The following is a 26,812-nucleotide window of genomic DNA, read 5'->3' as shown; positions in this document are numbered from 1 at the left end:
CGGTGCGCCGTCCGCGCCCGCGCCGCCCCGGACCGGCGGCCGTGCCAACCGGTCCGGGAACAAGCGTATCCGCACAGTGACCAGCGCGTCAGCGGCGCACGGGAACGCGGATCAGTGGGCCTGCTCCTCCTCCTGCCGCAATTTCGCGGCGAGTTGAGGCGGCATCGGCTCGTGCTGGGCGTAGGCGCGGGTGAACCGCCCGGTGCCGTGGGACAGCGACCGCAGGTCCACCGCGTAACGGCCGATCTCGGTCTCCGGGACCTGGGCGCGCACCAACGTGCGCCCCGGGCCCACCGGTTCGGTGCCCACCACCCGGCCGCGCCGTCCGGCCAGGTCGCTCATCACCGCGCCCACGTACTCGTCGGAGACCATCACCGTCAGGTCGAACACCGGCTCCAGCAGGTGGATCCGGGTCTCGGCCGCCGCCTCGCGCAGCGCCAGCGCGCCCGCGGTCTGGAACGCGGCGTCGGAGGAGTCGACCGAATGCGCCTTGCCGTCCAGCAGCGTGACCCTGATGTCCACCACCGGGTGACCGGTCGCCACGCCCTTGAGCGCCTGCGCCCGCACGCCCTTCTCCACCGAGGGGATGAACTGCCGGGGCACGGCGCCGCCGACCACCTTGTCGACGAACTCGATGCCCGAGCCCACCGGCAGCGGTTCCACCTCGATCTCGCAGATCGCGAACTGCCCGTGCCCGCCGGACTGTTTGACGTGCCGACCGCGTCCCGCCGCCCGCTCGCCGAACGTCTCGCGCAGCGACACCCGGTAGGGCACCGCGTCCACCTGGACCCCGTACCGGCCGCGCAGCCGCTCCAGCGCCACGTCCACGTGCGCCTCGCCCAGGCACCACAGCACCACCTGGTGGGTGTCCTGGTTCTGCTCCAGGCGCATCGTCGGGTCCTCGGCGACCAGCCGGGCCAGCCCCACCGACAGCTTGTCCTCGTCGGGCTTGCTGTGCGCCTCGATGGCCACCGGCAGCAGCGGCTCGGGCATCACCCAGGGCTCCATCAGCAGCGGGTCGTCCTTCGACGAGAGGGTGTCGCCGGTCTCCGCGCGGGTCAGCTTCGCCACGCACACCAGGTCGCCCGCGACGCCCCGGGGGACCGGCCGCTGGGTCTTGCCGAACGGCGACGACAGCGCGCCGACCCGCTCGTCCACGTCGTGGTCCTCGTGCCCGCGGTCCTCCAGGCCGTGCCCGGAGACGTGCACCGTCTCGTCGGGCCGCAGGGTGCCGGAGAAGACCCGCACCAGGCTCAGGCGCCCGACGTACGGGTCGGAGGAGGTCTTGACCACCTCGGCGGCCAGCGGGCCGTCCGGGTCGCACTCCAGCGGCGGCCTGGGGTTGCCCTTCGGCGTGGTCACCGCGGGCGCCTCGCGCTCCACCGGGGTCGGGAAGCCACCGGTGACCAGCTCCAGCAGCTCCAGCGTGCCGAGGCCCTGCGAGGCGTCCCCGGCCGGGGGAGCGGCGGCCAGCACCGGATGGAAGGTGCCGCGCGCCACGGCACGCTCCAGGTCGTCGATGAGCGTCTTGAAGTCGATCTCCTCGCCGCCGAGGTAGCGGTCCATGAGGGTCTCGTCCTCGCTCTCGGCGATGATGCCCTCGATCAGGCGGCCGCGCGCCTCGGCGATCAGCGGCAGGTGCTCCGGGTCCGGATCGCGCTCGGCCCGCTCGCCGCCGGAGTAGTCGTGGATCCGCTGCGAGAGCAGGCCGATCAGCCCGGCGACCGGGGTGTGCCCGTCGGGTGTCTCCTCGCCGTGCAGCGGCAGGTACAGCGGCAGCACCGCGTCCGGGTCGTCGCCGCCGAAGACCCGGCGGCAGATCTCGGTCATCTCGTCGAAGTCGGCGCGCGCGTTGTCCAGGTGGGTGACGACCACCGCCCGCGGCATGCCGACCGCCGCGCACTCGTCCCAGGCCATCCGGGTCGCGCCGTCCACGCCGTCCGCCGCCGAGACCACGAACAGCGCCGCGTCGGCGGCGCGCAGCCCGGCCCGCAGCTCGCCGACGAAGTCCGCGTAGCCGGGGGTGTCCAGCACGTTGATCTTGACGCCGTTCCACTCCACCGGAACGAGCGACAGCTGTACGGAGCGCTGCTGCCGGTGCTCGATGTCGTCGTAGTCGGAGACCGAGGCGCCGTCCTCGACCCGGCCGCAGCGCGTCAGCGCGCCGCACGTCCTGGCCAGGGCCTCCACCAGAGTCGTCTTGCCCGAACCACTGTGGCCGACCAGCACCACGTTCCGGATCTTCTCGGGCCGGTCGGCCGTCGGTACGCCTCCGGCGGCTCCCGCGTGCGGTTCTCGTTTGTCGCCCATCGCTTGCCTCCCGGTCACTGCGCGGTGACTGCCCCGGTGAGCGGGGCACTCGGGGATTTCTGGGATTGCGGGGATTGAGGATGTGGGCTGCGGGCGGTCAAGACGCCGGCCACGGGATCCGCGCTCGGCACCGGTCGACGCCCGCGGTCCTTCGACCTTCCCACGCCCGTCACGCTGCGTCCATACGTCGTACCCCCGGCGGCGGCCGTGGGCGCCCGGTGGGTGCCTGCGCCTGCGGCCCGTCCCGCGTGACTACGATGATGGGGCCGCCGGGGGCCGACAGGGGCCCGTCCGGCGCCCACTGACCTGTCGGGAAGGCCATGCTGAACAAGTACGCGCGTGCTTTCTTCACGCGTGTCCTCACCCCGTTCGCCGCTCTGCTGCTGCGCAGGGGCGTAAGCCCCGACGCGGTCACCCTCATCGGGACGGGCGGTGTGATGGCGGGGGCGCTGGCCTTCTACCCGCGCGGCGAGTTCTTCTGGGGCACCGTCGTCATCACGCTGTTCGTCTTCTCCGACCTGGTCGACGGCAACATGGCCCGTCAGCTGGGCCGCTCCAGCCGCTGGGGCGCCTTCCTGGACTCCACCCTGGACCGGGTGGCGGACGCCGCGATCTTCGGCGGCCTGGCGCTGTGGTACGCGGGCGGTGGCGACAACCTCACGCTCTGCGCGGTCACCATCTTCTGCCTGGCCAGCGGCCAGGTCGTGTCGTACACCAAGGCGCGCGGCGAGGCGATCGGGCTGCCGGTGAAGGTCAACGGCCTGGTCGAGCGCGCCGAACGGCTGGTGGTCTCGCTGGTCGCCTGCGGCTTCTCCGGGCTGCACAAGTTCGGCGTGCCGTACATCGAGTGGCTGCTGCCGATCGCGCTGTGGCTGGTGGCCGCGGGCAGCCTGGTGACCATCGTCCAGCGGGTGGTCACCGTACGCCGCGAGTCCGCGGAGGCCGACGCGGCCGACCGCGCGAGGGAGGGGAACCCGGCGTGAGGGAACGACTGAACGACGCGCTCTACGGAGCCGGCTGGGCGGCCGTCAAGCGGCTCCCGGAGCCGGCGGCCACCGCCCTGGGCCGGCGGATCGCCGACATCACCTGGAGGCGGCGCGGCAAGGGCGTGCTGCGGCTGGAGGCCAACCTCGCCCGGGTCGTCCCCGGCGCCCTCCCGGCGCGGCTGGCGAGGCTGTCCCAGGCGGGCATGCGCTCCTACCTGCGCTACTGGATGGAGTCCTTCCGGCTGCCGACCTGGAGCGACGAACGCATCCGCGACGGCTTCACCCCCGACGGCCTGGAGCACCTGGAGAAGGGCATGGCGGCCGGACGCGGCGTGGTGCTCGCGCTCCCGCACATGGCCAACTACGACCTGGCCGGTGCCTGGGTGACCCGCAAGCTCGGGGTGCCGTTCACCACCGTCGCCGAGCGCCTCAAGCCCGAGACGCTCTACGACCGCTTCGTCGCCTACCGCGAGGGCCTGGGCATGGAGGTGCTGCCGCACACCGGCGGCGCCGCCTTCGGCACCCTCGCCCGGCGGCTGCGCGGCGGCGGCCTGGTCTGCCTGGTCGCCGACCGCGACCTGTCCTCCTCCGGCGTCGAGGTGGAGTTCTTCGGCGAACGCACCCGGATGCCCGCCGGGCCCGCGCTGCTCGCCCAGCAGACCGGCGCGGTGCTGCTGCCGGTCACGCTCTGGTATGACGGCACGCCGATCATGCGCGGCCGTGTCCACCCGCCGGTCGAGGTGCCGGACGAGGGCACGCGGGCCGAGAAGACCTCCGCCATGATCCAGTCGCTCGCCGACGCCTTCGCCTCCGGCATCGCCGAGCACCCCGAGGACTGGCACATGCTGCAACGACTGTGGCTGGCCGACCTCGACCCGGCCAACCGCCCCGGATCGGAGGAGAGTTGAGGATCGGGATCGTCTGCCCGTACTCCTGGGACGTGCCCGGTGGCGTCCAGTTCCACATCCGCGACCTGGCCGAACACCTGATCCGCCGCGGCCACGAGGTCTCCGTGCTGGCCCCGGCCGACGACGACACCCCGCTGCCGGACTACGTGGTCTCGGCGGGCCGCGCGGTGCCCGTGCCGTACAACGGCTCGGTCGCCCGGCTCAACTTCGGCTTCCTGTCGGCCGCCCGGGTGCGCCGCTGGCTGCACGACGGCCGCTTCGACGTGATCCACATCCACGAACCCGCCTCGCCGTCGCTGGGCCTGCTGTCGTGCTGGGCCGCGCAGGGCCCGATCGTGGCCACGTTCCACACCTCCAACCCGCGCTCGCGCGCGATGATCGCCGCCTACCCGATCCTCCAGCCCGCGCTGGAGAAGATCAGCGCCCGCATCGCGGTCAGCGAGTACGCCCGGCGCACGCTGGTGGAACACCTCGGCGGCGACGCGGTCGTCATCCCCAACGGCGTCGACGTCGACTTCTTCGCCCGCGCCGAGCCCCGGCCCGAGTGGCGGGGCACCGACGAGGCGCCCACCATCGGCTTCATCGGCCGCATCGACGAACCGCGCAAGGGACTGCCGGTGGTGATGCGGGCCCTGCCCGGCATCCTCGCCAAGCGCCCCGGCACCCGGCTGCTGGTCGCCGGACGCGGTGACGAGGAGGAGGCGGTCGAGGCGCTGCCGGCCGCGCTGCGCGGCCAGGTGGAGTTCCTCGGCATGGTCAGCGACGAGGACAAGGCCAGGCTGCTGCGCTCGGTCGACCTCTACCTCGCGCCCAACACCGGCGGCGAGTCCTTCGGCATCATCCTGGTGGAGGCCATGTCCGCCGGAGCCCCGGTGCTCGCCAGCGACCTCGACGCGTTCCGGCAGGTGCTGGACGGCGGCGCGGCGGGGGAGCTGTTCCCGGTCGAGGACGCCGAGGCGCTCGCCGACGCCGCGCTGCGGCTGCTGGCCGACCCCGACCGGCGGGCCGCGCTCAGCACCACCGGCTCACGGCACGTGCGGCGCTTCGACTGGTCGTGCGTCGGCGCGGAGATCCTGTCGGTCTACGAGATGGTCACCGACGGCGCCGGCTCGGTCGCCACCGACGAACGCACCGGCCTGCGGGCCCGGTTGGGGCTGGCCCGCGACTGACGGGCGGCCCGACGGTGACGGGTCCGCCCGCCCGCGACGGTAGCCTTTCCGCCCGTGACCATGACTCTTCTGTGGATCGCGGTGGCGGTCGTCCTGCTCGGCGTCTACCTGAGCTGGACGGCTGGACGGCTGGACCGGCTGCACGCCCGGATGGACGCCGCTCGCGCCGCGCTCGACGCCCAACTGCTGCGCCGCGCCTCGGTGGCGCAGGAACTGGCGACCTCCGGCGTGCTGGACCCGGCCGCCTCCATGGTGCTCTACCAGAGCGCGCACGCCGCCCGGCAGGCCGAGGACGAGCAGCGCGAGGTCGCCGAGAGCGAACTGAGCCAGGCGCTGCGCGCGGTCTTCGCCGAGCCGGACGCCGTGACCGCGGTCCACGAGGCGCCCGGCGGCCCCGAGACGATCGGCGAACTCGGCCAGGCGGTGCGCCGGGTGCCGATGGCCCGCCGCTTCCACAACGACGCGGTGCGCGCGGCCCGGGTGGTGCGACGGCACCGGGTGGTGCGCTGGTTCCGGCTGGCCGGGCACGCGCCGTTCCCGCTCGCGTTCGAGATGGACGACGAGCCGCCGGCCGCGCTGGCCGCCGACGCGAGCCGCTGACCGGGCGGCGGTCCGGGCCACCGGTGGGGGCATCCGGTCGCCCCGGAGCGGTCCACCGGGTGCCGATTGGCCCTTGCCGGTCCTGCCGCGTTCACGGTTTTGTCACATGCGTAGCAGCGGCCCGGCCGAAGTGGACCGCACGGCGGGTCCGGCACCGGTCCGCCGAGCCCTACGATGGTCGTATCGCACTTATGTCCAACGAGTGAGGTCAAAACCGTGTCCACCACGCCCCTCAGCACCCCCGACGCCGCCTCCAGCGCAGCCCCCGAGACCGGCACCGCGCGCGTCAAGCGCGGCATGGCCGAGCAGCTCAAGGGCGGCGTGATCATGGACGTCGTCACGCCGGAGCAGGCGAAGATCGCCGAGGACGCAGGCGCCGTCGCGGTCATGGCCCTGGAGCGGGTGCCCGCCGACATCCGCAAGGACGGCGGCGTGGCCCGCATGTCCGACCCGGACATGATCGAGGGCATCATCAACGCCGTCTCCATCCCGGTGATGGCCAAGTCCCGGATCGGCCACTTCGTCGAGGCCCAGGTCCTCCAGGCGCTCGGCGTCGACTACATCGACGAGTCCGAGGTCCTCACCCCGGCCGACGAGGTCAACCACTCCGACAAGTGGTCCTTCACCACCCCCTTCGTCTGCGGTGCCACCAACCTCGGCGAGGCCCTGCGCCGCATCGCCGAAGGCGCGGCGATGATCCGCTCCAAGGGCGAGGCCGGCACCGGCAACGTCGTCGAGGCCGTGCGTCACCTGCGCCAGATCAAGGGCGAGATCGGCCGCCTGCGCGCGCTGGACAACCACGAGCTGTACGCCGCCGCCAAGGAGCTGCGCGCCCCGTACGAGCTGGTCAAGGAGGTCGCCGAGCTGGGCAAGCTGCCCGTCGTGCTGTTCTCCGCCGGTGGCGTGGCCACCCCGGCCGACGCCGCGCTGATGCGCCAGCTGGGCGCCGAGGGCGTCTTCGTCGGCTCCGGCATCTTCAAGTCGGGCGACCCGGCCAAGCGCGCCGAGGCCATCGTCAAGGCGACCACCTTCTACGACGACCCGAAGGTGATCGCGGACGCCTCCCGCGACCTCGGCGAGGCCATGGTCGGCATCAACTGCGACACCCTCCCGGAGACCGAGCGCTACGCCAACCGCGGCTGGTAGTCCGCGCCCGTCCCGACAGGACACCCCCGATGGGCAGGCCGGCCGGCCTGCCCATCGGCCGTACGACCGAAAGGCGACCCACCCCCGTGACCTCCCACCCCACCGTCGGCGTGCTCGCCCTCCAGGGCGACGTGCGCGAGCACCTGGCCGCGCTGCGCGCCGCGGGCGCCGAGGCCGTCACCGTCCGCCGCCCCGAGGAGCTGGCCGCGGTGGACGGCCTGGTCATCCCCGGCGGCGAGTCGACCACCATGTCCAAGCTGGCCGTCGCCTTCGGCCTGCTCCAGCCGCTGCGCGAGCGGGTGCGGGCCGGGATGCCCGCCTACGGCTCCTGCGCAGGCATGATCATGCTCGCCGACAAGATCCTGGACGGCCGCGACGACCAGGAGACCATCGGCGGCATCGACATGACCGTGCGCCGCAACGCCTTCGGACGGCAGAACGAGTCCTTCGAGGCCGCGGTCGCGATCACCGGTGTCGACGGCGGCCCGGTCGAGGGCGTCTTCATCCGCGCCCCCTGGGTCGAGTCCACCGGCGCGGGCGTCGAGACGCTGGCCACGCTCGGTGACGGTACGGTGGTCGCGGTGCGCCAGGGCCACCTGCTGGCCACCTCGTTCCATCCGGAACTCACCGGCGACCAGCGGGTGCACGCCCTGTTCGCCGAGATGGTGCGGGGGGCGTCCGCCGGATCCCGGTAGGATCACAGGTGTTGGTGAGCACGTGGGTCACGTGAAGACGCGAACAACACGTGAAGACGCGAAAAAGGAGACAGGCGGATGTCCGGCCACTCTAAATGGGCTACGACCAAGCACAAGAAGGCCGTGATCGACGCCAAGCGCGGCAAGCTCTTCGCGAAGCTGATCAAGAACATCGAGGTCGCGGCCCGCACCGGTGGTGCCGACCCGGACGGCAACCCCACCCTCTTCGACGCCATCCAGAAGGCCAAGAAGAGCTCGGTGCCCAACAAGAACATCGACAGCGCCGTCAAGCGCGGCGCCGGTCTCGAGGCGGGCGGCGCCGACTACGAGACGATCATGTACGAGGGCTACGGGCCCAACGGCGTGGCCGTCCTCATCGAGTGCCTCACCGACAACCGCAACCGTGCCGCCTCCGAGGTCCGCGTGGCGATGACCCGCAACGGCGGCTCGATGGCCGACCCGGGCTCGGTGTCGTACCTGTTCAACCGCAAGGGCGTGGTGATCGTCCCCAAGGGTGAGCTGGGCGAGGACGACGTGCTCGGCGCGGTCCTCGACGCGGGCGCCGAGGAGGTCAACGACCTCGGCGACACCTTCGAGGTGATCAGCGAGGCGACCGACCTGGTCCCGGTGCGCAAGGCGCTCCAGGACGCGGGCATCGACTACGACTCGGCCGACGCCAACTTCGTCCCCACCATGCAGGTCGAGCTGGACGAGGAGGGCGCGCGCAAGATCTTCAAGCTGATCGACGCCCTGGAGGACAGCGACGACGTGCAGAACGTCTTCGCCAACTTCGACGTCTCCGACGACGTCATGGAGAAGGTCGACGCCTGACGGCGGGTCAACTCCACATCGCGTGCGCCGACACGGGCCGGCCGGGACACTCCCCGGTCGGCCCGTGTCGCGTCTTTGTCAGTGCGACCCGATAACCTGCCGGAACGGATGTCCGAACGGCTCGGAAGGGGAGGGGAGCGGTGCGCGTTCTGGGCGTTGACCCCGGGCTGACCCGGTGCGGCGTCGGCGTCGTCGAGGGCGTCGCGGGCCGCCCCCTGCGCATGATCGGCGTGGGCGTGGTGCGCACCCCCGCCGACGCCGAGACCGCGCGGCGGCTGGTCGCCGTCGAGGAGGGCATCGAGCGCTGGCTGGACGAGTACCGCCCCGAATTCGTCGCCGTGGAGCGGGTGTTCAGCCAGCACAACGTGCGCACCGTGATGGGCACCGCGCAGGCCAGCGCTGTCGCCATGCTCTGCGCCGCGCGCCGCGGACTGCCCGTAGCGCTGCACACCCCCAGCGAGGTCAAGGCCGCCGTCACCGGCTCGGGACGCGCCGACAAGGCCCAGGTCGGCGCGATGGTCACCCGGCTGCTGCGGCTGGACGCCCCGCCCAAGCCGGCCGACGCCGCCGACGCCCTCGCCCTGGCCATCTGCCACATCTGGCGCGCCCCCGCCACCGACCGGCTCCAGCGGGCGGTCGCCGCCCAGCGCATCCGCACCACGAAAGGCAGCACCGCATGATCGCCTTCGTCTCCGGGCCCGTCGCCGCCCTCGCCCCCGGCAGCGCGGTCGTCGAGGTCGGCGGGGTCGGCCTGCTCCTGCAGTGCAGCCCCGGCACCATCGCCGGACTGCGGCTCGGCGAGCCCACCCGGCTGGCCACCTCCCTGGTCGTGCGCGAGGACTCGCTCACCCTCTACGGTTTCGCCGACGACGACGAGCGCCAGGTCTTCGAACTGCTCCAGACCGCCAGCGGCGTCGGCCCGCGGCTCGCCCAGGCCATGCTCGCCGTGCACACCCCCGACGCGCTGCGGCTCGCCGTCGCCCAGGGCGACGAGAAGGCGCTCACCGCGGTGCCGGGCATCGGCAAGAAGGGAGCCCAGCGGCTGCTGCTCGAACTGAAGGACCGGCTCGGCGCACCGCTCGGCACCGGTTCCGCCGCCCGCCCGGCCGCCGCGAGCGTCCCCGCCTCCTGGCGCGAGCAGCTGCACGCGGCCCTCACCGGCCTCGGCTATCAGCCCAAGGACGCCGAGGAGGCGGTCGACGCCGTCGCCCCGCAGGCCGAGGCGGGCGGCGAGCCCAACGTGGGCGCCCTGCTGCGCGCCGCCCTCCAGAGCCTCAACCGCTCCCGCTGACCGGCACCCCTCGACCGCTCCCGCCGACCCGCGCGCCCCGACCCGTGAGGCACCCACCCGTGAACCCGTACGACTCCCCGTACGACCCCGCGTACGACGACGAGTCCGCCGAGACCGCCGCCGACCGGCTCGTCGGCTCCGCCGCCGACGGTGAGGACCAGGCCGTCGAAGCCGCCCTGCGGCCCAAGGAACTCGCCGAGTTCGTCGGCCAGGAGCGGGTCCGCGAACAGCTCGACCTGGTACTGAAGGCCGCTCGCCAGCGCGGTGCCACCGCCGACCACGTGCTGCTGTCCGGCGCCCCCGGCCTGGGCAAGACCACGCTGTCGATGATCATCGCGGCCGAGATGGGCGCCCCGATCCGCATCACCTCCGGCCCCGCCATCCAGCACGCCGGCGATCTCGCCGCGATCCTCTCCTCGCTCCAGGAGGGCGAGGTGCTCTTCCTCGACGAGATCCACCGGATGTCCCGGCCCGCCGAGGAGATGCTCTACATGGCGATGGAGGACTTCCGCGTCGACGTGATCGTCGGCAAGGGCCCCGGCGCCACCGCGATCCCGCTGGAGCTGCCGCCGTTCACCCTGGTCGGGGCCACCACCAGGGCGGGACTGCTGCCGCCGCCGCTGCGCGACCGGTTCGGCTTCACCGGACACATGGAGTTCTACGCGCCCGCCGAGCTGGAGCGCGTCGTCCACCGCTCCGCCGGGCTGCTCGACGTCGACGTCGACACCGACGGTGCCGCCGAGATCGCCGGACGCTCCCGCGGCACCCCCCGCATCGCCAACCGTCTGCTGCGCCGGGTGCGCGACTACGCGCAGGTCAAGGCGGACGGCGTGATCACCCGTGAGGTGGCCGCCTCGGCGCTGGACGTCTACGAGGTCGACCGGCGCGGTCTCGACCGGCTGGACCGTGCGGTGCTCGACGCGCTGTTGCGGCTGTTCGGCGGCGGGCCGGTGGGGCTGTCGACGCTCGCGGTGGCGGTGGGGGAGGAGCGCGAGACGGTGGAGGAGGTGGCCGAGCCGTTCCTGGTGCGCGAGGGACTGCTGGCGCGCACTCCGCGTGGCCGGGTCGCCACACCCGCCGCCTGGGCGCACCTCGGTCTCGTACCACCGCAAAACGTCGGGAATCCGCCCCAGCAAGGGCTGTTCGGCCCCTGACGGCGCGGGGACTCGCCGCTCACGGAACCTGAGTGCCATGCTGGGCGTTGTTCCCAGGGCGCGGGTTCGCCTAGACTCCGCCGATGCCCTCAGTAACGGGCGGCACAGCACCTCGCACACACCGCTCGTCCCACCCGTAGACCAGGCCGCACCCCCGTGGCCACGCGAAGGAAACCCCCCAGGCCGTGAACATCGCCACGATCCTCCCTTTCATCCTGATCATCGGCGTCATGCTGCTGATGACCCGCTCGGCCAAGAACAAGCAGCGCCAGGCGGCCCAGATGCGCGACCAGATGCAGCCAGGCTCCGGCGTGCGGACCATCGGCGGCATCATCGCCCTCGTCAAGGAGGTGCGTGACACCACCGTCCTGCTCGAGGTCGCGCCCGGTGTCCACTCGATCTTCGCCAAGAACGCCATCGGCGCCGTTCTCAGCGAGGAGGAGTACGACCGCCTGGTCAACAACGACGTCCCGCTCACCTTCGAGGACGCGCCCGCCGAGGGCGCGACCGAGGACCACGCGGACGCCGCCGACGCCAAGGTCGACCTCGGCAAGACCGAGGCCGCGGGCCCGGACGACGCCGACAGCGTGCCGCACGGCACCGACGCGGACGCCGCCGGGAACGTGACGGACGTCAAGGACGGCGAGAAGAAGTAACACCCTGCCCGGGCGGCGTCGACCGCCGGGGCCAGGAGCTCGACCGCGCCCCGCGCCGCACCACCCACGCGACGCGGGGCACATCCGGAACGTCCTCACAACACATTCGTGGCCGCACCCGTGCGCCGTCGGCGGCGCGGGAACGGTTGGACAGGGAGAAACGAGAAGGTGGCAGCACCCAAGAAGGGACGCAGGTCCCCGGGCGCGGACGGACACCCGGGCCGCGCGCTGGCGATCATCCTGATCGCGCTGGTCGCGCTCACCGGGACGATGTTCCTCTCCGGCGCGAAGACCCCGCGTCTGGGCATCGACCTCGCGGGCGGCACCGAGATCACGTTGACGGCCAAGAACACCCCGGGCCAGCCCAACGCGATCAACCCGACCAACATGAAGACCGCCGCCGACATCATGAACAAGCGGGTCAACGGTCTGGGTGTCTCCGAGGCGACCGCGCAGACGCAGGGCAACAAGAACATCGTCGTCGACATCCCCAAGGGCACCAACACCGCGCAGGCGGAGAAGCTGGTCGGCACCACCGCCCAGCTCTACTTCCGCCCGGTGATCACCGAGGCGGCCAACACCCCGGCGTCCACCCCGACGCCCACGCCGTCCGGCAGCCCCTCCGGGAAGACCACGCCGTCGTCCAAGCCCAGCGCGAGCACCGGCTCCAAGGCCACCGGCTCCACCGCCCCGAAGCCGAACCCCAGCTCCACCACGCAGGGCCGCGCGGTCACCGACGCCCTCAAGGCGTCCGGCGCCGCCAGCCCGAAGACGACCCCGTCCACCGCGCCCAGCCCGTCGCCGAGTGCCTCCTCCGGCGGCCTCGACCTGTCCGCCCCGGCCGCGCTCCAGAAGCAGTTCGCCGCGCTGGACTGCAAGAACAAGAAGCAGGCCTCCGAGGCAGGCGCCGCCGCCAAGCCGACCGACAAGATGATCGCGTGCAGCCAGGACGGCTCCACCAAGTACATCCTCGGCGCCTCCGCGGTCGCGGGTAAGGACGTCTCCAGCGCCAAGTCGGTCTACGACACGCAGACCGGCGCCGGCTGGATCGTCACCCTCGGCTTCAACTCCAAGGGCAACAGCGAGTTCGCCAAGGTCACCGGCGAGCTGGCGCAGCAGCAGGCCCCGAACAACGAGTTCGCGATCGTCCTGGACAACCAGGTCGTCTCCTCGCCGTCCGTCAGCTCCGCCATCACCGGCGGCCAGGCGCAGATCTCCGGCAGCTTCACCCAGCAGAGCTCCGAGGACCTCGCCAACGTGCTGTCCTACGGCGCGCTGCCGCTGTCCTTCACCACCTCCACCGTCACCACGGTCTCCCCGCAGCTCGGCGGAGAACAGCTGCACGGCGGTCTGATCGCGGGCGCCTTCGGCCTCGCGCTGGTGGTGCTCTACCTGCTGGCGTACTACCGGGGCCTGAGCTTCGTCGCGGTGCTCAGCCTCGTGGTCTCCGCCGCGCTGACCTACTCGATCATGTCGCTGCTCGGCCCGGCCATCGGCTTCGCGCTGAGCCTGCCCGCGGTCTGCGGCGCCATCGTCGCCATCGGCATCACGGCCGACTCGTTCATCGTGTACTTCGAACGCGTACGGGACGAGCTGCGGCACGGACGCAGTCTCGGACCGGCCGTGCAGCGGGCCTGGCCGCGCGCCCGGCGCACCATCCTGGTCTCCGACTTCGTCTCCTTCCTGGCCGCCGCCGTGCTCTACATCTGCTCGGTCGGCGACGTGAAGGGCTTCGCGTTCACCCTGGGCCTGACCACCGTCCTCGACGTCGTCGTGGTCTACCTGTTCACCAAGCCGCTGCTGACGATCCTGGCCCGGCGCCCGTTCTACCGGGACGGCCACCGCTGGTCCGGGCTCGATCCGGAGAGCGTGGGCTTCAACGCCCCGCTGCGCCGCGTCCGCCGTCCGGCTCGTACCGATGTCAAGGAGGCCTGATGTCCCGGCTCGGTAGCCTCAGTCACCGGCTGCACCGCGGCGAGCTGTCGCTCGACGTCGTCGGCAAGCGCCGCGTCTGGTACGGCGTCTCGATCCTGATCACGATCGTCGCCGTCGTGGGCCTGGCCGTCAACGGCCTCAACAAGGGCATCGACTTCTCCGGCGGCGCGGTCTTCACCACGCCCAAGGTCTCGGTCTCCACGACCCAGGCGGAGAACGACACCAAGGCCCTGCTGTCAGGACCGCACGACGTCATCGCGCAGAAGCTCGGCACCGGCGGCATGCGCATCCAGGTCAGCGGCATCGACAACGACACCGCGATGAGCGTGCGCGGCGGCATCGCCAAGGACCTCGGCGTCGCCCCCGACTCCATCTCGCCGCAGGTCGTCGGCCCGAGCTGGGGCCAGCAGGTCTCCCAGAAGGCCGAACTGGGCCTGGTCATCTTCATGGTCCTGGTCGTCATCTACCTGGCGATCGCCTTCGAGTGGCGGATGGCCGTCGCGGCCCTGATCGCGCTCATCCACGACCTGACGATCACCGTCGGCGTCTACGCCATCGTCGGCTTCGAGGTGACGCCCGGTACGGTCATCGGTCTGCTGACCATCCTCGGCTACTCGCTCTACGACACCGTCGTGGTCTTCGACGGCCTGAAGGAGACCACCAAGGGCATCACGAGCCAGACCCGGTACACCTACACCGAGCTGGCCAACCGCAGCCTTAACATGACGCTGGTGCGCTCCATCAACACCTCCGTCGTGGCGCTGCTGCCGGTCGCCGCGCTGCTGTTCATCGGCGGCGGCCTGCTCGGCGCGGGCATGCTCAACGACATCGCGCTCGCGCTGTTCGTCGGCCTGACCGCCGGTGCCTACTCCTCGATCTTCATCGCCACCCCGCTGGTCACCTCCTTCAAGGAGGCCACCCCGGAGATGAAGGCGCTGGCCAAGCGGGTCAGGGCCAAGCGTGCCAAGGCCGAGCGCGAGGGTGTCGACCTCGACGCCCAGGACGCGGAGCGCGAGCAGGCCGAGGACGGCGACGACGAGCCGGCCGGTGCCGGCGCGGGTTCCGGCTCCGGTATCGGCGGCCAGCGACGACAGCAGCCCTCGTCCCGCAACCGCGGCCGCGGCCGCCCGTCCGGCAAGCGCCGCTGAGCCAGGGGAGACCACGATGACCACGGCCGACCTGGCCGGGGCCGACCTGCGCGGCCTCCTGCTCAGCCGGATCCGCGACGTGCCCGACTACCCGCAGCCGGGCGTGGTGTTCAAGGACATCACCCCGCTGCTCGCCGACCCGGCCGCCTTCGGCGCGCTCACCGGCGCGCTGGCCGAGCTGTGCGTACGCCACCGGGCCGACAAGGTCGTCGGCCTGGAGGCCCGCGGCTTCATCCTGGCCGCCCCCGCGGCGGCCAGGGCCGGTCTCGGCTTCGTCCCGGTCCGCAAGGCGGGCAAGCTCCCCGGCGTCACCCATCGGCAGGCCTACGAGCTGGAGTACGGCACCGCCGAGATCGAGGTGCTCGGCGACGCCTTCGTACCCGGCGAGCGGGTCCTCGTCATCGACGACGTGCTGGCCACCGGCGGCACCGCCGAAGCCTCGCTGGAGCTGATCCGGCGGGCGGGCGCCGAGGTCGCCGGGCTCGCGGTGCTCATGGAGCTGGGCTTCCTGGGCGGCCGCGCCCGGCTGGCCCCGGCGCTCGACGGCGCCCCGCTGGAGGCCCTGGTCGCCGTCTGACGGGCGCAAGGCTCCCCACAGGGCATGAACGGCCACGAGAGCGGGTCCCGGGAACAACCGGGGCCCGCTCCCGCGTTCGCCGGGGACACGTCCGCCCGCGCGCACGCCGGGGGAGCGGTCGGCGCACCGGCCGCACGCGGCAGGGGGCGGCACATCGATACCATGGGAGTCCGGACCCGTACCGCGGCCCGGTCCCGCTTGAGGAGTGCCCTTGCCTGACGAGGCCCAGCCGCTCGCCGCCGGGGGCGGGAAAGACACCACCTCGCCCGCCCCGGCGCCCTCCGCTGCGCCCGGGGACGCCGGCGCCGCCCGTCCGCCCGCCGAGCCCCACCCGGTGCGGCCCGCGGCCGGCAACCTCGCCCCGTCGCGTTCCGCGGGCTCCTCCAGCCGCGTACGAGCCCGCCTCGCCCGCCTCGGCGTCCAGCGGCAGAGCCCGTACAACCCGGTGCTGGAGCCGTTGCTGCGGATCGTGCGGAGCAACGACCCGAAGATCGACACCGCGGGCCTGCGGCAGATCGAACGCGCCTACCAGGTCGCCGAGCGCTGGCACCGCGGCCAGAAGCGCAAGAGCGGCGACCCGTACATCACGCACCCGCTCGCGGTCACCACCATCCTCGCCGAGCTGGGCATGGACCCGGCGACCCTGATGGCGGGTCTGCTGCACGACACCGTCGAGGACACCGAATACGGCCTGGACACCCTGCGCCGCGACTTCGGCGAGCAGGTCGCGCTGCTGGTCGACGGCGTCACCAAGCTGGACAAGGTCAAGTTCGGCGAGGCGGCGCAGGCCGAGACCGTGCGCAAGATGGTCGTGGCGATGGCCAAGGACCCGCGCGTCCTGGTCATCAAGCTCGCCGACCGCCTGCACAACATGCGCACCATGCGCTACCTCAAGCGGGAGAAGCAGGAGAAGAAGGCCCGCGAGACGCTGGAGATCTACGCCCCGCTGGCGCACCGGCTGGGCATGAACACCATCAAGTGGGAACTGGAGGACCTCGCCTTCGCGATCCTCTACCCCAAGATGTACGACGAGATCGTCCGCCTGGTCGCCGAGCGCGCGCCCAAGCGCGACGAGTACCTCGCCGTCGTCACCGACCAGGTGCAGCAGGACCTGCGGTCGGCCCGCATCAAGGCCACCGTCACCGGCCGCCCCAAGCACTACTACAGCGTCTACCAGAAGATGATCGTGCGGGGCCGCGACTTCGCCGAGATCTACGACCTGGTGGGCATCCGGGTCCTGGTCGACACCGTCCGCGACTGCTACGCGGCGCTGGGCACCATCCACGCGCGGTGGAACCCGGTGCCGGGGCGGTTCAAGGACTACATCGCGATGCCCAAGTTCAACATGTACCAGTCGCTGCACACGACGGTCATCGGGCCTTCCGGCAAGCCGGTCGAGCTGCAGATCCGCACCTTCGACATGCACCGTCGCGCCGAGTACGGCATCGCCGCGCACTGGAAGTACAAGCAGGAGGCCGTCGCAGGCGCCTCCAAGGTGCGCACCGACAGCCCGAAGTCCGCCAAGGCCGACGACGCGGTCAACGACATGGCGTGGCTGCGGCAGCTGCTGGACTGGCAGAAGGAGACCGAGGACCCCGGCGAGTTCCTGGAGTCGCTGCGCTTCGACCTGTCCCGCAACGAGGTCTTCGTCTTCACGCCCAAGGGCGACGTCATAGCGCTGCCCGCCGGCGCCACCCCGGTCGACTTCGCGTACGCCGTCCACACCGAGGTCGGCCACCGCACCATCGGCGCCCGCGTCAACGGCCGCCTCGTGCCGCTGGAGTCGACCCTCGACAACGGCGACCTGGTCGAGGTCTTCACCTCCAAGGCGCAGGGGGCCGCGCCGTCCCGCGACTGGCTGAGCTTCGTCAAGTCGCCGCGGGCCCGCAACAAGATCCGCGCCTGGTTCTCCAAGGAACGCCGCGAGGAGGCCATCGAGCAGGGCAAGGAAGCCATCGCCCGCGCGATGCGCAAGCAGAACCTGCCCATCCAGCGGGTGCTGACCGGCGACTCGCTGGTCACCCTCGCGCACGAGATGCGCTACCCCGACATATCGGCGCTCTACGCGGCGATCGGCGAGGGGCACATCACCGCGCAGTCGGTCGTGCAGAAGCTGGTCGAGGCGCTCGGCGGCGAGGAGGGCGCGACCGAGGACATCGCCGAGGTCACCACTCCGTCCCGCAGCCGCGGCAAGCGCCGTGCCAACGCGGACCCCGGCGTCATCGTCAAGGGCGAGCGCGACGTGTGGGTCAAGCTGTCGCGGTGCTGCACGCCGGTGCCGGGCGATCCGATCATCGGCTTCGTCACCCGCGGCAACGGGGTCTCCGTCCACCGCGCGGACTGCGTCAACGTCGACTCCCTGTCGCAGCAGCCCGAACGCATCATCGAGGTCGAGTGGGCGCCGACCCAGTCCTCGGTCTTCCTGGTCGCCATCCAGGTCGAGGCGCTGGACCGCTCCCGGCTGCTGTCGGACGTGACCCGGGTCCTGTCCGACCAGCACGTCAACATCCTGTCGGCGGCCGTCCAGACCTCCCGCGACCGGGTCGCGACGTCCCGCTTCACCTTCGAGATGGGCGACCCGAAGCACCTGGGCCACGTCCTGAAGGCGGTACGCGGGGTCGAGGGCGTCTACGACGTGTACAGGGTGACGTCGGGCCGGGCGCGGTAGCCGCCTTCCGCCTGCGGCTTCCCTTCTGCCGCCGCGACGGGGAGAAGCGAAACGGCGTGGACCGGCGGTGCCCGGCCGTCAGCAGCCCTTCAGCAGGTTGATGACGGCTCGGCACCGCCGCTCCACGCCGTACTGGCTGATCACCGTCGCGGCGGGAAGAACACAACCGCCGCTCCGGAAGGAACCGGAATCGTCAGCCGCCGAACTCGTGGAGGCCCTTCAGGGCCTGGTCCAGGAGGGCCTGACGGCCCTCCAGCTCGCGTTCCAGCTTGTCCGCCTTCGCGGAGTTGCCCGCCGCGCGGGCCGTGTCCACCTGGCCCCTGAGCTTGTCCACCGCCGCCTGGAGCTGACCGGTGAGACCCTCCGCGCGCGCCCGCGCCTCAGGGTTCGTGCGGCGCCACTCCGACTCCTCCGCGTCCTGGATCGCCCGCTCGACCGCGTGCATCCGCGCTTCGATCCTGGGGCGCGCGTCCCGCGGGACGTGACCGATCGCCTCCCAGCGCTCGTTGAGCGAGCGGAACGCCGCGCGCGCCGCCTTCAGGTCGGTCACCGGAAGCAGCTTCTCGGCCTCGATGGCCAGCTCCTCCTTGCGGGTCAGGTTCTCCCGCTGCTCGGAGTCGCGTTCTGCGAACACCTCCGCGCGGGCGGCGAAGAAGACGTCCTGGGCGCCGCGGAAGCGGTTCCACAGCTCGTCCTCGGCCTCGCGCTGGGCGCGGCCCGCCGCCTTCCAGTCGGACATCAGCTCGCGGTAGCGGGCTGCGGTCGGACCCCACTCGGTGGAACCGGAGAGCGACTCGGCCTCCTGGGCCAGCTTCTCCTTGATCCGCCGGGCGTCCTCGCGCTGCGCGTCCAGCGAGGCGAAGTGCGCCTTGCGCCGCTTGGAGAAGACCGAACGGGCATGGCTGAAGCGGTGCCACAGCTCGTCGTCGGACTTGCGGTCGAGCCGCGGCAGGCCCTTCCAGGTGTCCACCAGCGCCCGCAGCCGCTCGCCCGCCGCGCGCCACTGCTCGCTGACCGACAGCTCCTCGGCCTCGGCGACCAGCTGCTCCTTGGCGGTCTTCGCCTCGTCGTTCGCCTTCGCCTTGGCCACCTTGCGCTGCTCACGGCGCGAGTCGACCTCCCCGACGAGCCCGTCGAGCCGCTTGACCAGGGCGTCCAGGTCACCGACGGCGTGCGCCTCGGTCACTGTCGAGCGCAGGTGCTCGATGGCGGTGTTGGCGTCCTTGGCCGACAGATCGGTGGTACGCACCCGGCGTTCGAGGAGGCCGATCTCGACGACGAGTCCGTCGTACTTGCGCTTGAAATACGCGAGCGCCTCGTCGGGAGAGCCCGCCTGCCACGAGCCGACGACTCGCTCACCGTCGGCCGTCCGCACGTACACGGTCCCCGTCTCGTCGACGCGTCCCCATGGGTCGCTGCTCACAGCGCCTCCTCCACGTGATGCCCGGCCGTCGCCGGCGCTTCGGGCATCGTCCACAGTTCTCTCCGGCCGGGGCCCGCCCGGCCGCTCCGACGTGCTGTTTTGTTGCTCCTGATCGAGCCGGGCGGCAGCCGTCGGCGCGGGCGCCCTGTACAACGCAAACATAGGCGACCGGCGCCCCGGCTGTCCGCATCCCCGGGAGGCGAATATCGCCGGGGCGGCCTCAGTCCTTGCTGACCGTCGCCTTGTCGATCACCACGGTCGCGTTGGGCGCGGTGTTGCCGTTGGCGTCGGCCGGAGCGCTGCCCGCGGCGGCGATCTTCTGCAGCACCTTCATGCCAGCCGGGCTGATGGTGCCGAACGGGGTGTAGCTGGGCGCGAGCGGGCTCGCCTTGTAGACCAGGAAGAACTGGCTGCCGCCGGTGTGCGGCTGGCCGGTGTTGGCCATCGCCACGGTGCCCGCCGGGTACGTCACCGTGCCGTCGGAGCCCTTCTTGCCGAACGCGCTCAGGTTCTCGTCCGGGATGGTGTAGCCGGGGCCGCCCTGGCCGGTGCCGGTCGGGTCGCCGCACTGGAGCACGAAGATGCCGGAGGTGGTGAGCCGGTGGCACTTGGTGTGGTCGAAGAAGTGCTGGTCGGCGAGGAACTTGAAGGAGTTGACGGTGTGCGGCGCCTTGGCGGCGTCCAGCTTCATGGAGATGTCGCCGCAGGTCGTCGACAGGTCCATGGTGTACGCGGAGCCGGTGGAGATGTTCATCGACGGCTCGGTCTTCCACTGCTTCTTGCCCGGCGAGCCCGCCGCCGCCTTGCCGCAGGGGTCCTTCGCCCGGGACGCCGTGGAGGCCGACGGGGAGGAGCCGGCCGAGGTCGACTTGTCGCCGCCGAGCCCGGTGGACGCCCACACCGCGCCGCTCGCGGCCAGCACCACGGCCACCACCGAGGCGATGACCAGGTTGCGCCGCCGTGACCTGGACCGCTGCTGCGCCCTGCGCTGCTGCTGGCGCTCGAACTTCTGGCGGGCGAGCTGGCGCCGCCGCTGATCCTTGCTGACCACTTCAGCCCTCTCCCGATGCCGATCTCGTTGCCCGAGGTGCCCGCGGGTGACCGGTTCTCCCGCGGACCGTTGACGATGCTGCGTGAATGCTGCCATCCGTCACTGTGCGCCGGTGACGATACGGGTTCGCGTGAGCACCGTCGCCGCCGGTAGGCTCGTCGTCCGCGGGAACCCGCCACGGACCGCAGGTCGCCGGAGGGCTCGCCGCGTACGAGACAGTTCGCAGCCGAGTGAAGGACGATCGTGCTCATTGCCGGGTTCCCGGCCGGGGCCTGGGGGACCAACTGCTACGTGGTCGCCCCCGCCGCCGGTGAGGAATGCGTGATCATCGACCCGGGGCACGAAGCCGCCCCGGGCGTCGAGGAACTGCTCGCCAAGCACCGGCTCAAGCCGGTCGCCGCGATTCTCACGCACGGCCACATCGACCACGTCGCCTCGGTCGTCCCGGTCTGCGGGGCCCATGACATACCGGCCTGGATCCACCCCGAGGACCGCTACATGATGAGCGACCCGGCCAGGTCGCTGGGCCGCTCGATCGGGCAGCAGCTGCTGGGCGAGCTGACCGTGGGCGAGCCGGACGACGTCCGCGAGCTGTCGGACGGCGCCACGCTGGCGCTCGCCGGTCTGGAGTTCACCGTGGCGCACGCGCCCGGCCATACCAAGGGGTCGGTGACCTTCCGGCTGCCCGACACGTCCGAGATTCCCTCGGTGTTCTTCTCGGGCGACCTGCTGTTCGCCGGCTCCATCGGACGCACCGACCTGCCCGGCGGTTCGCACGCCGAGATCCTCGAGTCGCTGGCCCGCGTGTGCCTGCCGCTCGACGACTCGACCGTGGTGCTGTCCGGCCACGGCCCCCAGACCACCATCGGCCGCGAGCGCGCCACCAACCCGTTCCTGGGTGAGGTGGCCCGCGGCCACGGAGCCGAACCGGCTCCGCGACGAGGAATGTGACGACGTCATCGAAGTGAACACCTTCTCCGCCCCCAAGGGCACCTACGACCTGATCCCGCCGGACTCCGCCGCGTTCCTCGCGGTGCGTGAGGCGATCGCCGCGCCGCTCAGGCGCGCCGGCTACGGCTATGTGGAGACGCCCGGCTTCGAGCAGGTCGAGCTGTTCTCCCGAGGTGTCGGCGAGTCCACCGACATCGTGACCAAGGAGATGTACACCCTCACCACCAAGGGCGGTGACGAGCTGGCGCTGCGCCCCGAGGGCACCGCCTCCGTCCTGCGCGCCGCCCTCCAGGCCAACCTGCACAAGCAGGGCAACCTGCCGGTGAAGCTGTGGTACTCCGGCTCGTACTACCGCTACGAGCGCCCGCAGGCCGGCCGCTACCGCCACTTCTCGCAGGTCGGCGCCGAGGCGCTGGGCACCGAGGACCCGGCGCTCGACGCCGAGCTGATCATCCTCGCGGTGGACGCGTACCAGTCGCTGGGCCTGCGCAACTTCCGCCTGCTGCTCAACTCCCTCGGCGACAAGGAGTGCCGTCCGGTCTACCGTGCCGCCCTCCAGGAGTTCCTGCGCGGCCTCGACCTGGACGAGGAGACCCGCCGCCGCATCGACATCAACCCGCTGCGGGTGCTCGACGACAAGCGCGAGGCGGTGCAGAAGCAGCTGGTCGGCGCGCCGATGATGCGCGACCACCTGTGCGAGGCGTGCCGCGCCTACCACGACCAGGTGCGCGAGCTGCTGACCGAGGCGGGCGTGCTGTTCGAGGACGACCCCAAGCTGGTGCGCGGCCTCGACTACTACACCCGCACCACCTTCGAGTTCGTCCACGACGGCCTCGGTTCGCAGTCCGCGGTCGGCGGCGGCGGCCGCTACGACGGCCTGTCGGAGATGATCGGCGGCCCGGCGCTGCCCTCGGTCGGCTGGGCGCTGGGCGTCGACCGCACGGTGCTGGCCCTGAGGGCGGAGGGCGTCGAGCTCGAACTGCCCGCCCCCACCCAGGTGTTCGCGGTGCCGCTGGGCGAGCAGGCGCGGCGCGCGCTGTTCGCGGTCGTCACCGAGCTGCGCCGGGAGGGCGTCGCGGCCGACTTCGCGTTCGGCGGCAAGGGCCTGAAGAACGCGATGAAATCGGCCAACCGCTCCGGCGCCCGCTACGCGATCGTGGCGGGGGAGCGGGACCTGGACGAGGGCCACGTCCAGCTGAAGGACCTGGAGAGCGGCGAGCAGACCCCGGTCCCGCTGACCGCGGTCGCCGCGACCCTGCGGGAACGCCTGGGCTGAGCGGTGCCGCGGCCGGATCCGGTCGCGTTCCCCACGGCCCCGGACACCGCGTGCGCGGTCCGGGGCCGTGCGGGCAGGATGGCGGTATGGACTCGATCCTGACCCGGCCGGAGCGCCCCGCCGACCACGAGGCGGTCCGAGCCGTCAACCTGAGTGCCTTCCCGTCCCCCGTCGAGGCGGATCTCGTCGACGCGTTGCGCCGTGACGCCTGCTGGCTGCCCGGGCTGTCCTGGGTGGCCGAGGCGCCCGACGGCCAGGTCGCCGGGCACGCCCTGCTGACCCGGCTGCGCGTCGAGGGCACGGGCACCGAGGGCGACGCGCTCGCCCTGGCCCCGGTCGCCGTCTCCCCGTCGTGGCAGCGGCAGGGGTATGGAACGGCACTGGTCAGAGCGGTGCTGGCGGCGGCGGACGCGACCGGTGAACGGCTGGTGGTGGTGCTGGGCGACCCTCGCTACTACCGGCGCTTCGGCTTCGCCCCGGCGTCGCTGCACGGGGTGAGCGGGCCGTACGAGGTGCCGGACGCGGTGTTCCAGGCGCTGCCGCTCGGCGGCTACGACGGCGGGCCGCGCGGCGAGGCGGTCTACGCGACGCCGTTCCGGGACCTGTGATCTTCGCCGGTCCGCGGTATGCGGCCGGGACGGCTGGTGCACAATGATGCCCCGGCGCCTACCGTTCGCACGCGGCGCCGTGCAGTCTGGTAGTGGGCGGACCGGTGGTGGACGCACCTCACCGGGGCGCGATCCCTTGGACACGGCGACAGAAGGCGACATGACGACATCGGCGCTCGAAGAGACCCGTAGCGAGGAACGGCACGACGAGCCGGAGCTCATCGGCGGGGGCCGGGCGTTCGGTGTCCTGCTGGTGGTGTGCGGCGTGCTGGGCCTGCTCGCCGCCTGGTACATCACGCTGGACGAGTTCCAGCTGTACAAGAACCCCAACTTCGTGCCCGGGTGCAGCATCAACCCGATCATCTCCTGCGGCAACATCATGAAGAGCCACCAGGCGAAGGTCTTCGGCTTCCCCAACCCGATGATCGGCCTGGTCGCCTACCCGGTGCTCATCTGCGTGGGCATGGCGGTGCTCGCCAGGGCCCGGTTCCGCCGCTGGTTCTGGCTCGGCCTGCAGGCCGGCACGCTCTTCGGCGTCGGGTTCGTCACCTGGCTCCAGTACGAGTCGCTGTACTCGATCGGCTCGCTGTGCCCCTGGTGCATGATGGCCTGGGTCGGCACCATCGCCGCCTTCTGGTACACCCTCGCGCACAACGTGAAGAACCGCGTGATCCCGGTGCCCGCGGGCGTCAAGCAGGTGGTGGAGGAGTTCCACTGGGCGGTCCCGATCCTGTGGTACGGGGTCCTGGTGATGCTCATCCTGACCCGCTGGTGGTCGTACTGGCGCACCCTGCTCTGAGCGCCTGCGCGTTGCCAGTTCTGAGCGCCTGCGCCGTTGTCAGTGCCGTGTCCTAGGCTCCTTGTCGTGGAACCCGACCTGTTCACCGCCGCCGCCGAGGACCGCCAGGCCAAGGAGCCCGGAGCCAGCCCGCTCCCGGTGCGCATGCGCCCGCGCACCCTGGACGAGGTGGTGGGCCAGCAACACCTGCTCGGCGCGGGCTCGCCGCTGCGCAGGCTCGTCGGCGAGGGCGCGGGCGGCCCCGCGGGGCCCGCCTCGGTCATCCTGTGGGGGCCGCCGGGGACCGGCAAGACCACCCTCGCCTACGTGGTCAGCCACGCCACCAACCGCCGCTTCGTCGAGCTGTCGGCGATCACGGCGGGCGTCAAGGAGGTCCGCGCGGTCATCGACAGCGCCCGCCGCGAGTCGGGCGGGTACGGCCGTGAGACGCTGCTGTTCCTGGACGAGATCCACCGTTTCAGCAAGGCCCAGCAGGACTCCCTGCTGCCCGCCGTGGAGAACCGCTGGGTCACCCTGATCGCCGCCACCACCGAGAACCCGTACTTCTCGATCATCTCCCCGCTGCTGTCCCGCTCGCTGCTGCTGACCCTCGAAGCCCTCACCGACGAGGACATCCGCGGGCTGCTGCACCGCGCGCTGAGCGACGCGCGCGGGCTGGACGGCGCGGTCACCCTCCCCGAGGACGCCGAGGCGCACCTGCTGCGCATCGCGGGCGGTGACGCGCGGCGCGCCCTGACCGCCCTGGAGGCGGGCGCCGGATCGGCCCTGGCGCGCGGCGAGGACGAGATCACGCTGCCGGTGCTGGAGGCGGCCGTCGACCGGGCGGCGGTGAAGTACGACCGCGCGGGCGACCAGCACTACGACGTGGCCAGCGCCCTGATCAAGTCGATCCGCGGCTCCGACGTGGACGCCGCGCTGCACTACCTGGCCCGGATGATCGAGGCCGGTGAGGACCCCCGCTTCATCGCCCGCAGGCTGATGATCTCCGCCAGCGAGGACATCGGGCTGGCCGACCCGCAGGCGCTCCAGACGGCCGTCGCCGCCGCGCAGGCGGTCGCGATGATCGGCTTCCCCGAGGCCCGCATCACGCTGTCCCAGGCGACCATCGCGCTGGCGCTCGCGCCGAAGTCCAACGCGGCCTACCTGGCGATCGACGCGGCCCTGTCGGACGTGCGCAAGGGGCTGGCGGGGCCGGTCCCGGCGCACCTGCGCGACAGCCACTACAAGGGCGCGACCAAGCTGGGCCACGGCGAGGGCTACGCCTACCCGCACGACCTGCCCGGTGCCATCGCCGCCCAGCAGTACGCCCCCGACGAGGTGCACGGCAAGCGGTACTACGAGCCCACCCGCTACGGCGCCGAGGCCCGCTACGCGGACGTGCTGGACCGGGTCAGGGAGCGCCTGACGGGGGAGTGAGCGCCTGACGGTGGAGTGAGCGCGAGGCGTCGCGGCCGGGACGGACGCCCCGCCGCGACGCCCGGCATTCTCAGGCCGGCAGCTGCTCGCGGTACTGCTCCAGCGCGGGCGCCGTCTTGGTCGCCGCGAACTCCAGGACGCGGTACTCGGCCACGCCTCCCTCGTGGAACGGGTCGGTGGCCACCAGGGCCTCGATGGCCGCGCGGTCGGGGGCGACGGCGAGCAGCACGCCGCCGTCCCGGGGGTTCTTGCGGCCGGAGGCGAGCAGCACTCCGGCCGCGTACTGCTCTTCCAGCCAGGCGACGTGCCGCTCCAGCAGCGCGTCGACGCGGTCCAGGGGCGCGGTGTAGGTCAGTTCGACGACAAACATGATCGGGAGCCTACGCGTCGGGCCCGTCCTGCCGTGCCGCGTGGGCGGCGTCGAACAGGGCGTGCATCGACCGGCGCAGGTCGTCGATCCCCGCCACCGGCACCGGGAACTCGAAGCGGGCGTCGAAGCCGCCGCCGCGCCCGGCGAAGCGCATCCGCAGGCCGTAGCGGTCCAGTGCCAGTGGCACCGCGTCATCGGCCGCCGGGCAGCGCCCGGTGCCGTCGTCGACCAGCGCGCACAGCCAGGACAGCTGGTCGTCGTGGGCGGAGGCGAGGTGCTGGAGGAGCTCCGCCTCGTGGACGGCGAGCGGATCGGGGCGGGCGGCGGCGAATTCGTCGGGCTCGACATGCTCGGCACCCCACAGGTCGTCCACCGAGCCCTCGCCGATCTCCAGCCGCAGCCAGCCGGGCCGGGTGCGGTCGCGCGCCTTGGTCAGCCACCCCGCGACCCAGGCCCGCCCGCGGATGCGGTGCGGCACCGCGACCGGGGCGACGTCGGTGATTTCCAGCACAGCGGTGAGCTCGTCGTCCTCGGCGTGGGTGGCCGCCCGTACCGCCGGGGAATCCGGCGGAAACAGCAGCAGGACGTCGCCCTCGGCCTCCACGACGCGCTCGACCGGCATCATCAGATGCTGTTCCGCCAGGTCAAGTCCGGGAATGACCAGCACGGCGGAGGCGTTACCCTCGACTAGAGTTCGCGCGCGTTCCGCGGCCGTCGGCCTGCTGGGCGCGTATTCCTCTTCGGGACGCGGCTGACCGTGCTCCTCGCGTTCCTCACCCACCGCGCCGGTGGCGGTGTGGTCCGCGCTGGGCATGGGGTTCCCGGGTCGAAACATGCGATCTCC

General features: G+C 72.1%; 25 protein-coding genes. 20 read left to right on the top strand and 5 right to left on the bottom strand.

The annotated features are described in order from the left end of the window. Positions 1–111 precede the first annotated feature (111 nt). Positions 112–2,310 (bottom strand): elongation factor G-like protein EF-G2, encoded by a 2,199-nt coding sequence (locus tag K7472_RS05550; RefSeq protein ID WP_222974591.1) that lies wholly within the window; start codon positions 2,308–2,310, stop codon positions 112–114. Positions 2,311–2,630: 320 nt separating this feature from the next. On the opposite strand from K7472_RS05550, the gene pgsA reads away from it, so the two are divergent. The 15 genes from pgsA to K7472_RS05475 all read left to right on the top strand — a co-directional run bounded on the left by pgsA (position 2,631) and on the right by K7472_RS05475 (position 18,074). After that, positions 2,631–3,293: a phosphatidylinositol phosphate synthase gene (gene pgsA / locus K7472_RS05545; RefSeq protein WP_222974589.1), complete on the top strand. Its 663-nt coding sequence runs from the start codon at positions 2,631–2,633 to the stop codon at positions 3,291–3,293. Further along, on the top strand, positions 3,290–4,204 hold the full coding sequence (locus tag K7472_RS05540) for a phosphatidylinositol mannoside acyltransferase (RefSeq protein ID WP_222974587.1): 915 nt from the start codon (positions 3,290–3,292) through the stop codon (positions 4,202–4,204). The genes pgsA and K7472_RS05540 overlap by 4 nt, the downstream gene beginning before the upstream one ends. Continuing rightward, positions 4,201–5,373, top strand: coding sequence for a glycosyltransferase family 4 protein (locus K7472_RS05535; protein WP_222974585.1), 1,173 nt, complete (start codon positions 4,201–4,203; stop codon positions 5,371–5,373). Before K7472_RS05540 ends, K7472_RS05535 begins: the two co-directional genes overlap by 4 nt. 54 nt (positions 5,374–5,427) lie before the next feature. Beyond that, positions 5,428–5,973 (top strand): hypothetical protein, encoded by a 546-nt coding sequence (locus K7472_RS05530; RefSeq protein ID WP_222974582.1) that lies wholly within the window; start codon positions 5,428–5,430, stop codon positions 5,971–5,973. Between the two features lie 216 nt (positions 5,974–6,189). Further along, positions 6,190–7,119 (top strand): pyridoxal 5'-phosphate synthase lyase subunit PdxS, encoded by a 930-nt coding sequence (gene pdxS, locus K7472_RS05525; RefSeq protein ID WP_222974579.1) that lies wholly within the window; start codon positions 6,190–6,192, stop codon positions 7,117–7,119. 86 nt (positions 7,120–7,205) lie between these two features. Further along, positions 7,206–7,814, top strand: coding sequence for a pyridoxal 5'-phosphate synthase glutaminase subunit PdxT (gene pdxT, locus K7472_RS05520; RefSeq protein ID WP_308013782.1), 609 nt, complete (start codon positions 7,206–7,208; stop codon positions 7,812–7,814). 78 nt (positions 7,815–7,892) lie between these two features. Further along, positions 7,893–8,645 (top strand): YebC/PmpR family DNA-binding transcriptional regulator, encoded by a 753-nt coding sequence (locus K7472_RS05515; RefSeq protein WP_222974574.1) that lies wholly within the window; start codon positions 7,893–7,895, stop codon positions 8,643–8,645. Between the two features lie 140 nt (positions 8,646–8,785). Beyond that, positions 8,786–9,325 (top strand): crossover junction endodeoxyribonuclease RuvC, encoded by a 540-nt coding sequence (gene ruvC, locus K7472_RS05510; RefSeq protein ID WP_222974572.1) that lies wholly within the window; start codon positions 8,786–8,788, stop codon positions 9,323–9,325. Further along, complete coding sequence (gene ruvA, locus K7472_RS05505; RefSeq protein WP_222974570.1) at positions 9,322–9,936, top strand: Holliday junction branch migration protein RuvA; 615 nt, start codon at positions 9,322–9,324, stop codon at positions 9,934–9,936. Before ruvC ends, ruvA begins: the two co-directional genes overlap by 4 nt. Before the next feature lie 59 nt (positions 9,937–9,995). Further along, positions 9,996–11,090 carry a Holliday junction branch migration DNA helicase RuvB gene (ruvB, locus tag K7472_RS05500; protein WP_222974569.1) on the top strand — a complete coding sequence of 365 codons (1,095 nt, stop codon included), beginning with the start codon at positions 9,996–9,998 and terminating at the stop codon, positions 11,088–11,090. A 185-nt stretch (positions 11,091–11,275) separates the two neighbouring features. After that, positions 11,276–11,746, top strand: a complete 471-nt coding sequence (gene yajC / locus K7472_RS05495) for a preprotein translocase subunit YajC (protein WP_222974567.1) — start codon at positions 11,276–11,278, stop codon at positions 11,744–11,746. Positions 11,747–11,914: 168 nt separating this feature from the next. Continuing rightward, positions 11,915–13,681, top strand: coding sequence for a protein translocase subunit SecD (gene secD / locus K7472_RS05490; protein WP_222974564.1), 1,767 nt, complete (start codon positions 11,915–11,917; stop codon positions 13,679–13,681). Next, positions 13,681–14,829 (top strand): protein translocase subunit SecF, encoded by a 1,149-nt coding sequence (secF, locus tag K7472_RS05485; protein ID WP_222974561.1) that lies wholly within the window; start codon positions 13,681–13,683, stop codon positions 14,827–14,829. The genes secD and secF overlap by 1 nt, the downstream gene beginning before the upstream one ends. 16 nt (positions 14,830–14,845) lie before the next feature. Beyond that, on the top strand, positions 14,846–15,406 hold the full coding sequence (locus tag K7472_RS05480) for an adenine phosphoribosyltransferase (protein WP_222974559.1): 561 nt from the start codon (positions 14,846–14,848) through the stop codon (positions 15,404–15,406). A gap of 211 nt (positions 15,407–15,617) precedes the next feature. Beyond that, positions 15,618–18,074 (top strand): RelA/SpoT family protein, encoded by a 2,457-nt coding sequence (locus tag K7472_RS05475; protein ID WP_222974557.1) that lies wholly within the window; start codon positions 15,618–15,620, stop codon positions 18,072–18,074. A gap of 193 nt (positions 18,075–18,267) precedes the next feature. Here the strand turns inward: K7472_RS05475 and K7472_RS05470 are convergent, their stop codons facing one another. After that, positions 18,268–19,497, bottom strand: coding sequence for a DUF349 domain-containing protein (locus K7472_RS05470; protein WP_222974555.1), 1,230 nt, complete (start codon positions 19,495–19,497; stop codon positions 18,268–18,270). Between the two features lie 220 nt (positions 19,498–19,717). Further along, positions 19,718–20,548, bottom strand: a complete 831-nt coding sequence (locus K7472_RS05465) for a peptidylprolyl isomerase (RefSeq protein ID WP_222974553.1) — start codon at positions 20,546–20,548, stop codon at positions 19,718–19,720. A 243-nt stretch (positions 20,549–20,791) separates the two neighbouring features. Between K7472_RS05465 and K7472_RS05460 the strand changes: the two genes are divergently transcribed. The 5 genes from K7472_RS05460 to K7472_RS05440 all read left to right on the top strand — a co-directional run bounded on the left by K7472_RS05460 (position 20,792) and on the right by K7472_RS05440 (position 25,598). Next, on the top strand, positions 20,792–21,499 hold the full coding sequence (locus K7472_RS05460; RefSeq protein ID WP_222974551.1) for an MBL fold metallo-hydrolase: 708 nt from the start codon (positions 20,792–20,794) through the stop codon (positions 21,497–21,499). Positions 21,500–21,512: 13 nt separating this feature from the next. Next, positions 21,513–22,775 (top strand): histidine--tRNA ligase, encoded by a 1,263-nt coding sequence (gene hisS / locus K7472_RS05455; RefSeq protein WP_222974549.1) that lies wholly within the window; start codon positions 21,513–21,515, stop codon positions 22,773–22,775. 86 nt (positions 22,776–22,861) lie between these two features. Continuing rightward, positions 22,862–23,383, top strand: coding sequence for a GNAT family N-acetyltransferase (locus K7472_RS05450; RefSeq protein ID WP_222974547.1), 522 nt, complete (start codon positions 22,862–22,864; stop codon positions 23,381–23,383). A gap of 160 nt (positions 23,384–23,543) precedes the next feature. Next, positions 23,544–24,182 (top strand): vitamin K epoxide reductase family protein, encoded by a 639-nt coding sequence (locus tag K7472_RS05445; protein ID WP_222974545.1) that lies wholly within the window; start codon positions 23,544–23,546, stop codon positions 24,180–24,182. 66 nt (positions 24,183–24,248) lie between these two features. After that, positions 24,249–25,598, top strand: a complete 1,350-nt coding sequence (locus K7472_RS05440; RefSeq protein WP_222974543.1) for a replication-associated recombination protein A — start codon at positions 24,249–24,251, stop codon at positions 25,596–25,598. A gap of 70 nt (positions 25,599–25,668) precedes the next feature. On the opposite strand, the gene K7472_RS05435 is transcribed toward K7472_RS05440, so the two are convergent. Then, entirely contained in the window at positions 25,669–25,968 is a 300-nt protein-coding gene (locus K7472_RS05435; protein ID WP_222974542.1) for a YciI family protein, read from the bottom strand. Positions 25,969–25,978: 10 nt separating this feature from the next. After that, positions 25,979–26,803: a DUF2470 domain-containing protein gene (locus tag K7472_RS05430; protein WP_252395143.1), complete on the bottom strand. Its 825-nt coding sequence runs from the start codon at positions 26,801–26,803 to the stop codon at positions 25,979–25,981. Positions 26,804–26,812 lie beyond the last annotated feature (9 nt).

The sequence above is a fragment of the Streptantibioticus parmotrematis genome (assembly GCF_019890615.1).
GTDB lineage: Bacteria > Actinomycetota > Actinomycetes > Streptomycetales > Streptomycetaceae > Streptantibioticus_D > Streptantibioticus_D parmotrematis.
Note: the sequence above shows the minus strand (reverse complement) of the source record. Positions and strands in the feature narration are given on the sequence as shown.

Excerpts from the sequence above, each read along its gene's own strand:
- K7472_RS05450 (WP_222974547.1), top strand. The coding sequence starts at position 22,862 with ATGGACTCGATCCTGACCCGGCCGGAGCGCCCCGCCGACCACGAGGCG.
- K7472_RS05480 (WP_222974559.1), top strand. The coding sequence starts at position 14,846 with ATGACCACGGCCGACCTGGCCGGGGCCGACCTGCGCGGCCTCCTGCTC.
- secF (WP_222974561.1), top strand. The coding sequence starts at position 13,681 with ATGTCCCGGCTCGGTAGCCTCAGTCACCGGCTGCACCGCGGCGAGCTG.
- pgsA (WP_222974589.1), top strand. The coding sequence starts at position 2,631 with ATGCTGAACAAGTACGCGCGTGCTTTCTTCACGCGTGTCCTCACCCCG.
- K7472_RS05435 (WP_222974542.1), bottom strand. The coding sequence starts at position 25,968 with ATGTTTGTCGTCGAACTGACCTACACCGCGCCCCTGGACCGCGTCGAC.
- K7472_RS05515 (WP_222974574.1), top strand. The coding sequence starts at position 7,893 with ATGTCCGGCCACTCTAAATGGGCTACGACCAAGCACAAGAAGGCCGTG.
- K7472_RS05550 (WP_222974591.1), bottom strand. The coding sequence starts at position 2,310 with ATGGGCGACAAACGAGAACCGCACGCGGGAGCCGCCGGAGGCGTACCG.
- K7472_RS05430 (WP_252395143.1), bottom strand. The coding sequence starts at position 26,803 with ATGTTTCGACCCGGGAACCCCATGCCCAGCGCGGACCACACCGCCACC.
- K7472_RS05445 (WP_222974545.1), top strand. The coding sequence starts at position 23,544 with ATGACGACATCGGCGCTCGAAGAGACCCGTAGCGAGGAACGGCACGAC.
- ruvA (WP_222974570.1), top strand. The coding sequence starts at position 9,322 with ATGATCGCCTTCGTCTCCGGGCCCGTCGCCGCCCTCGCCCCCGGCAGC.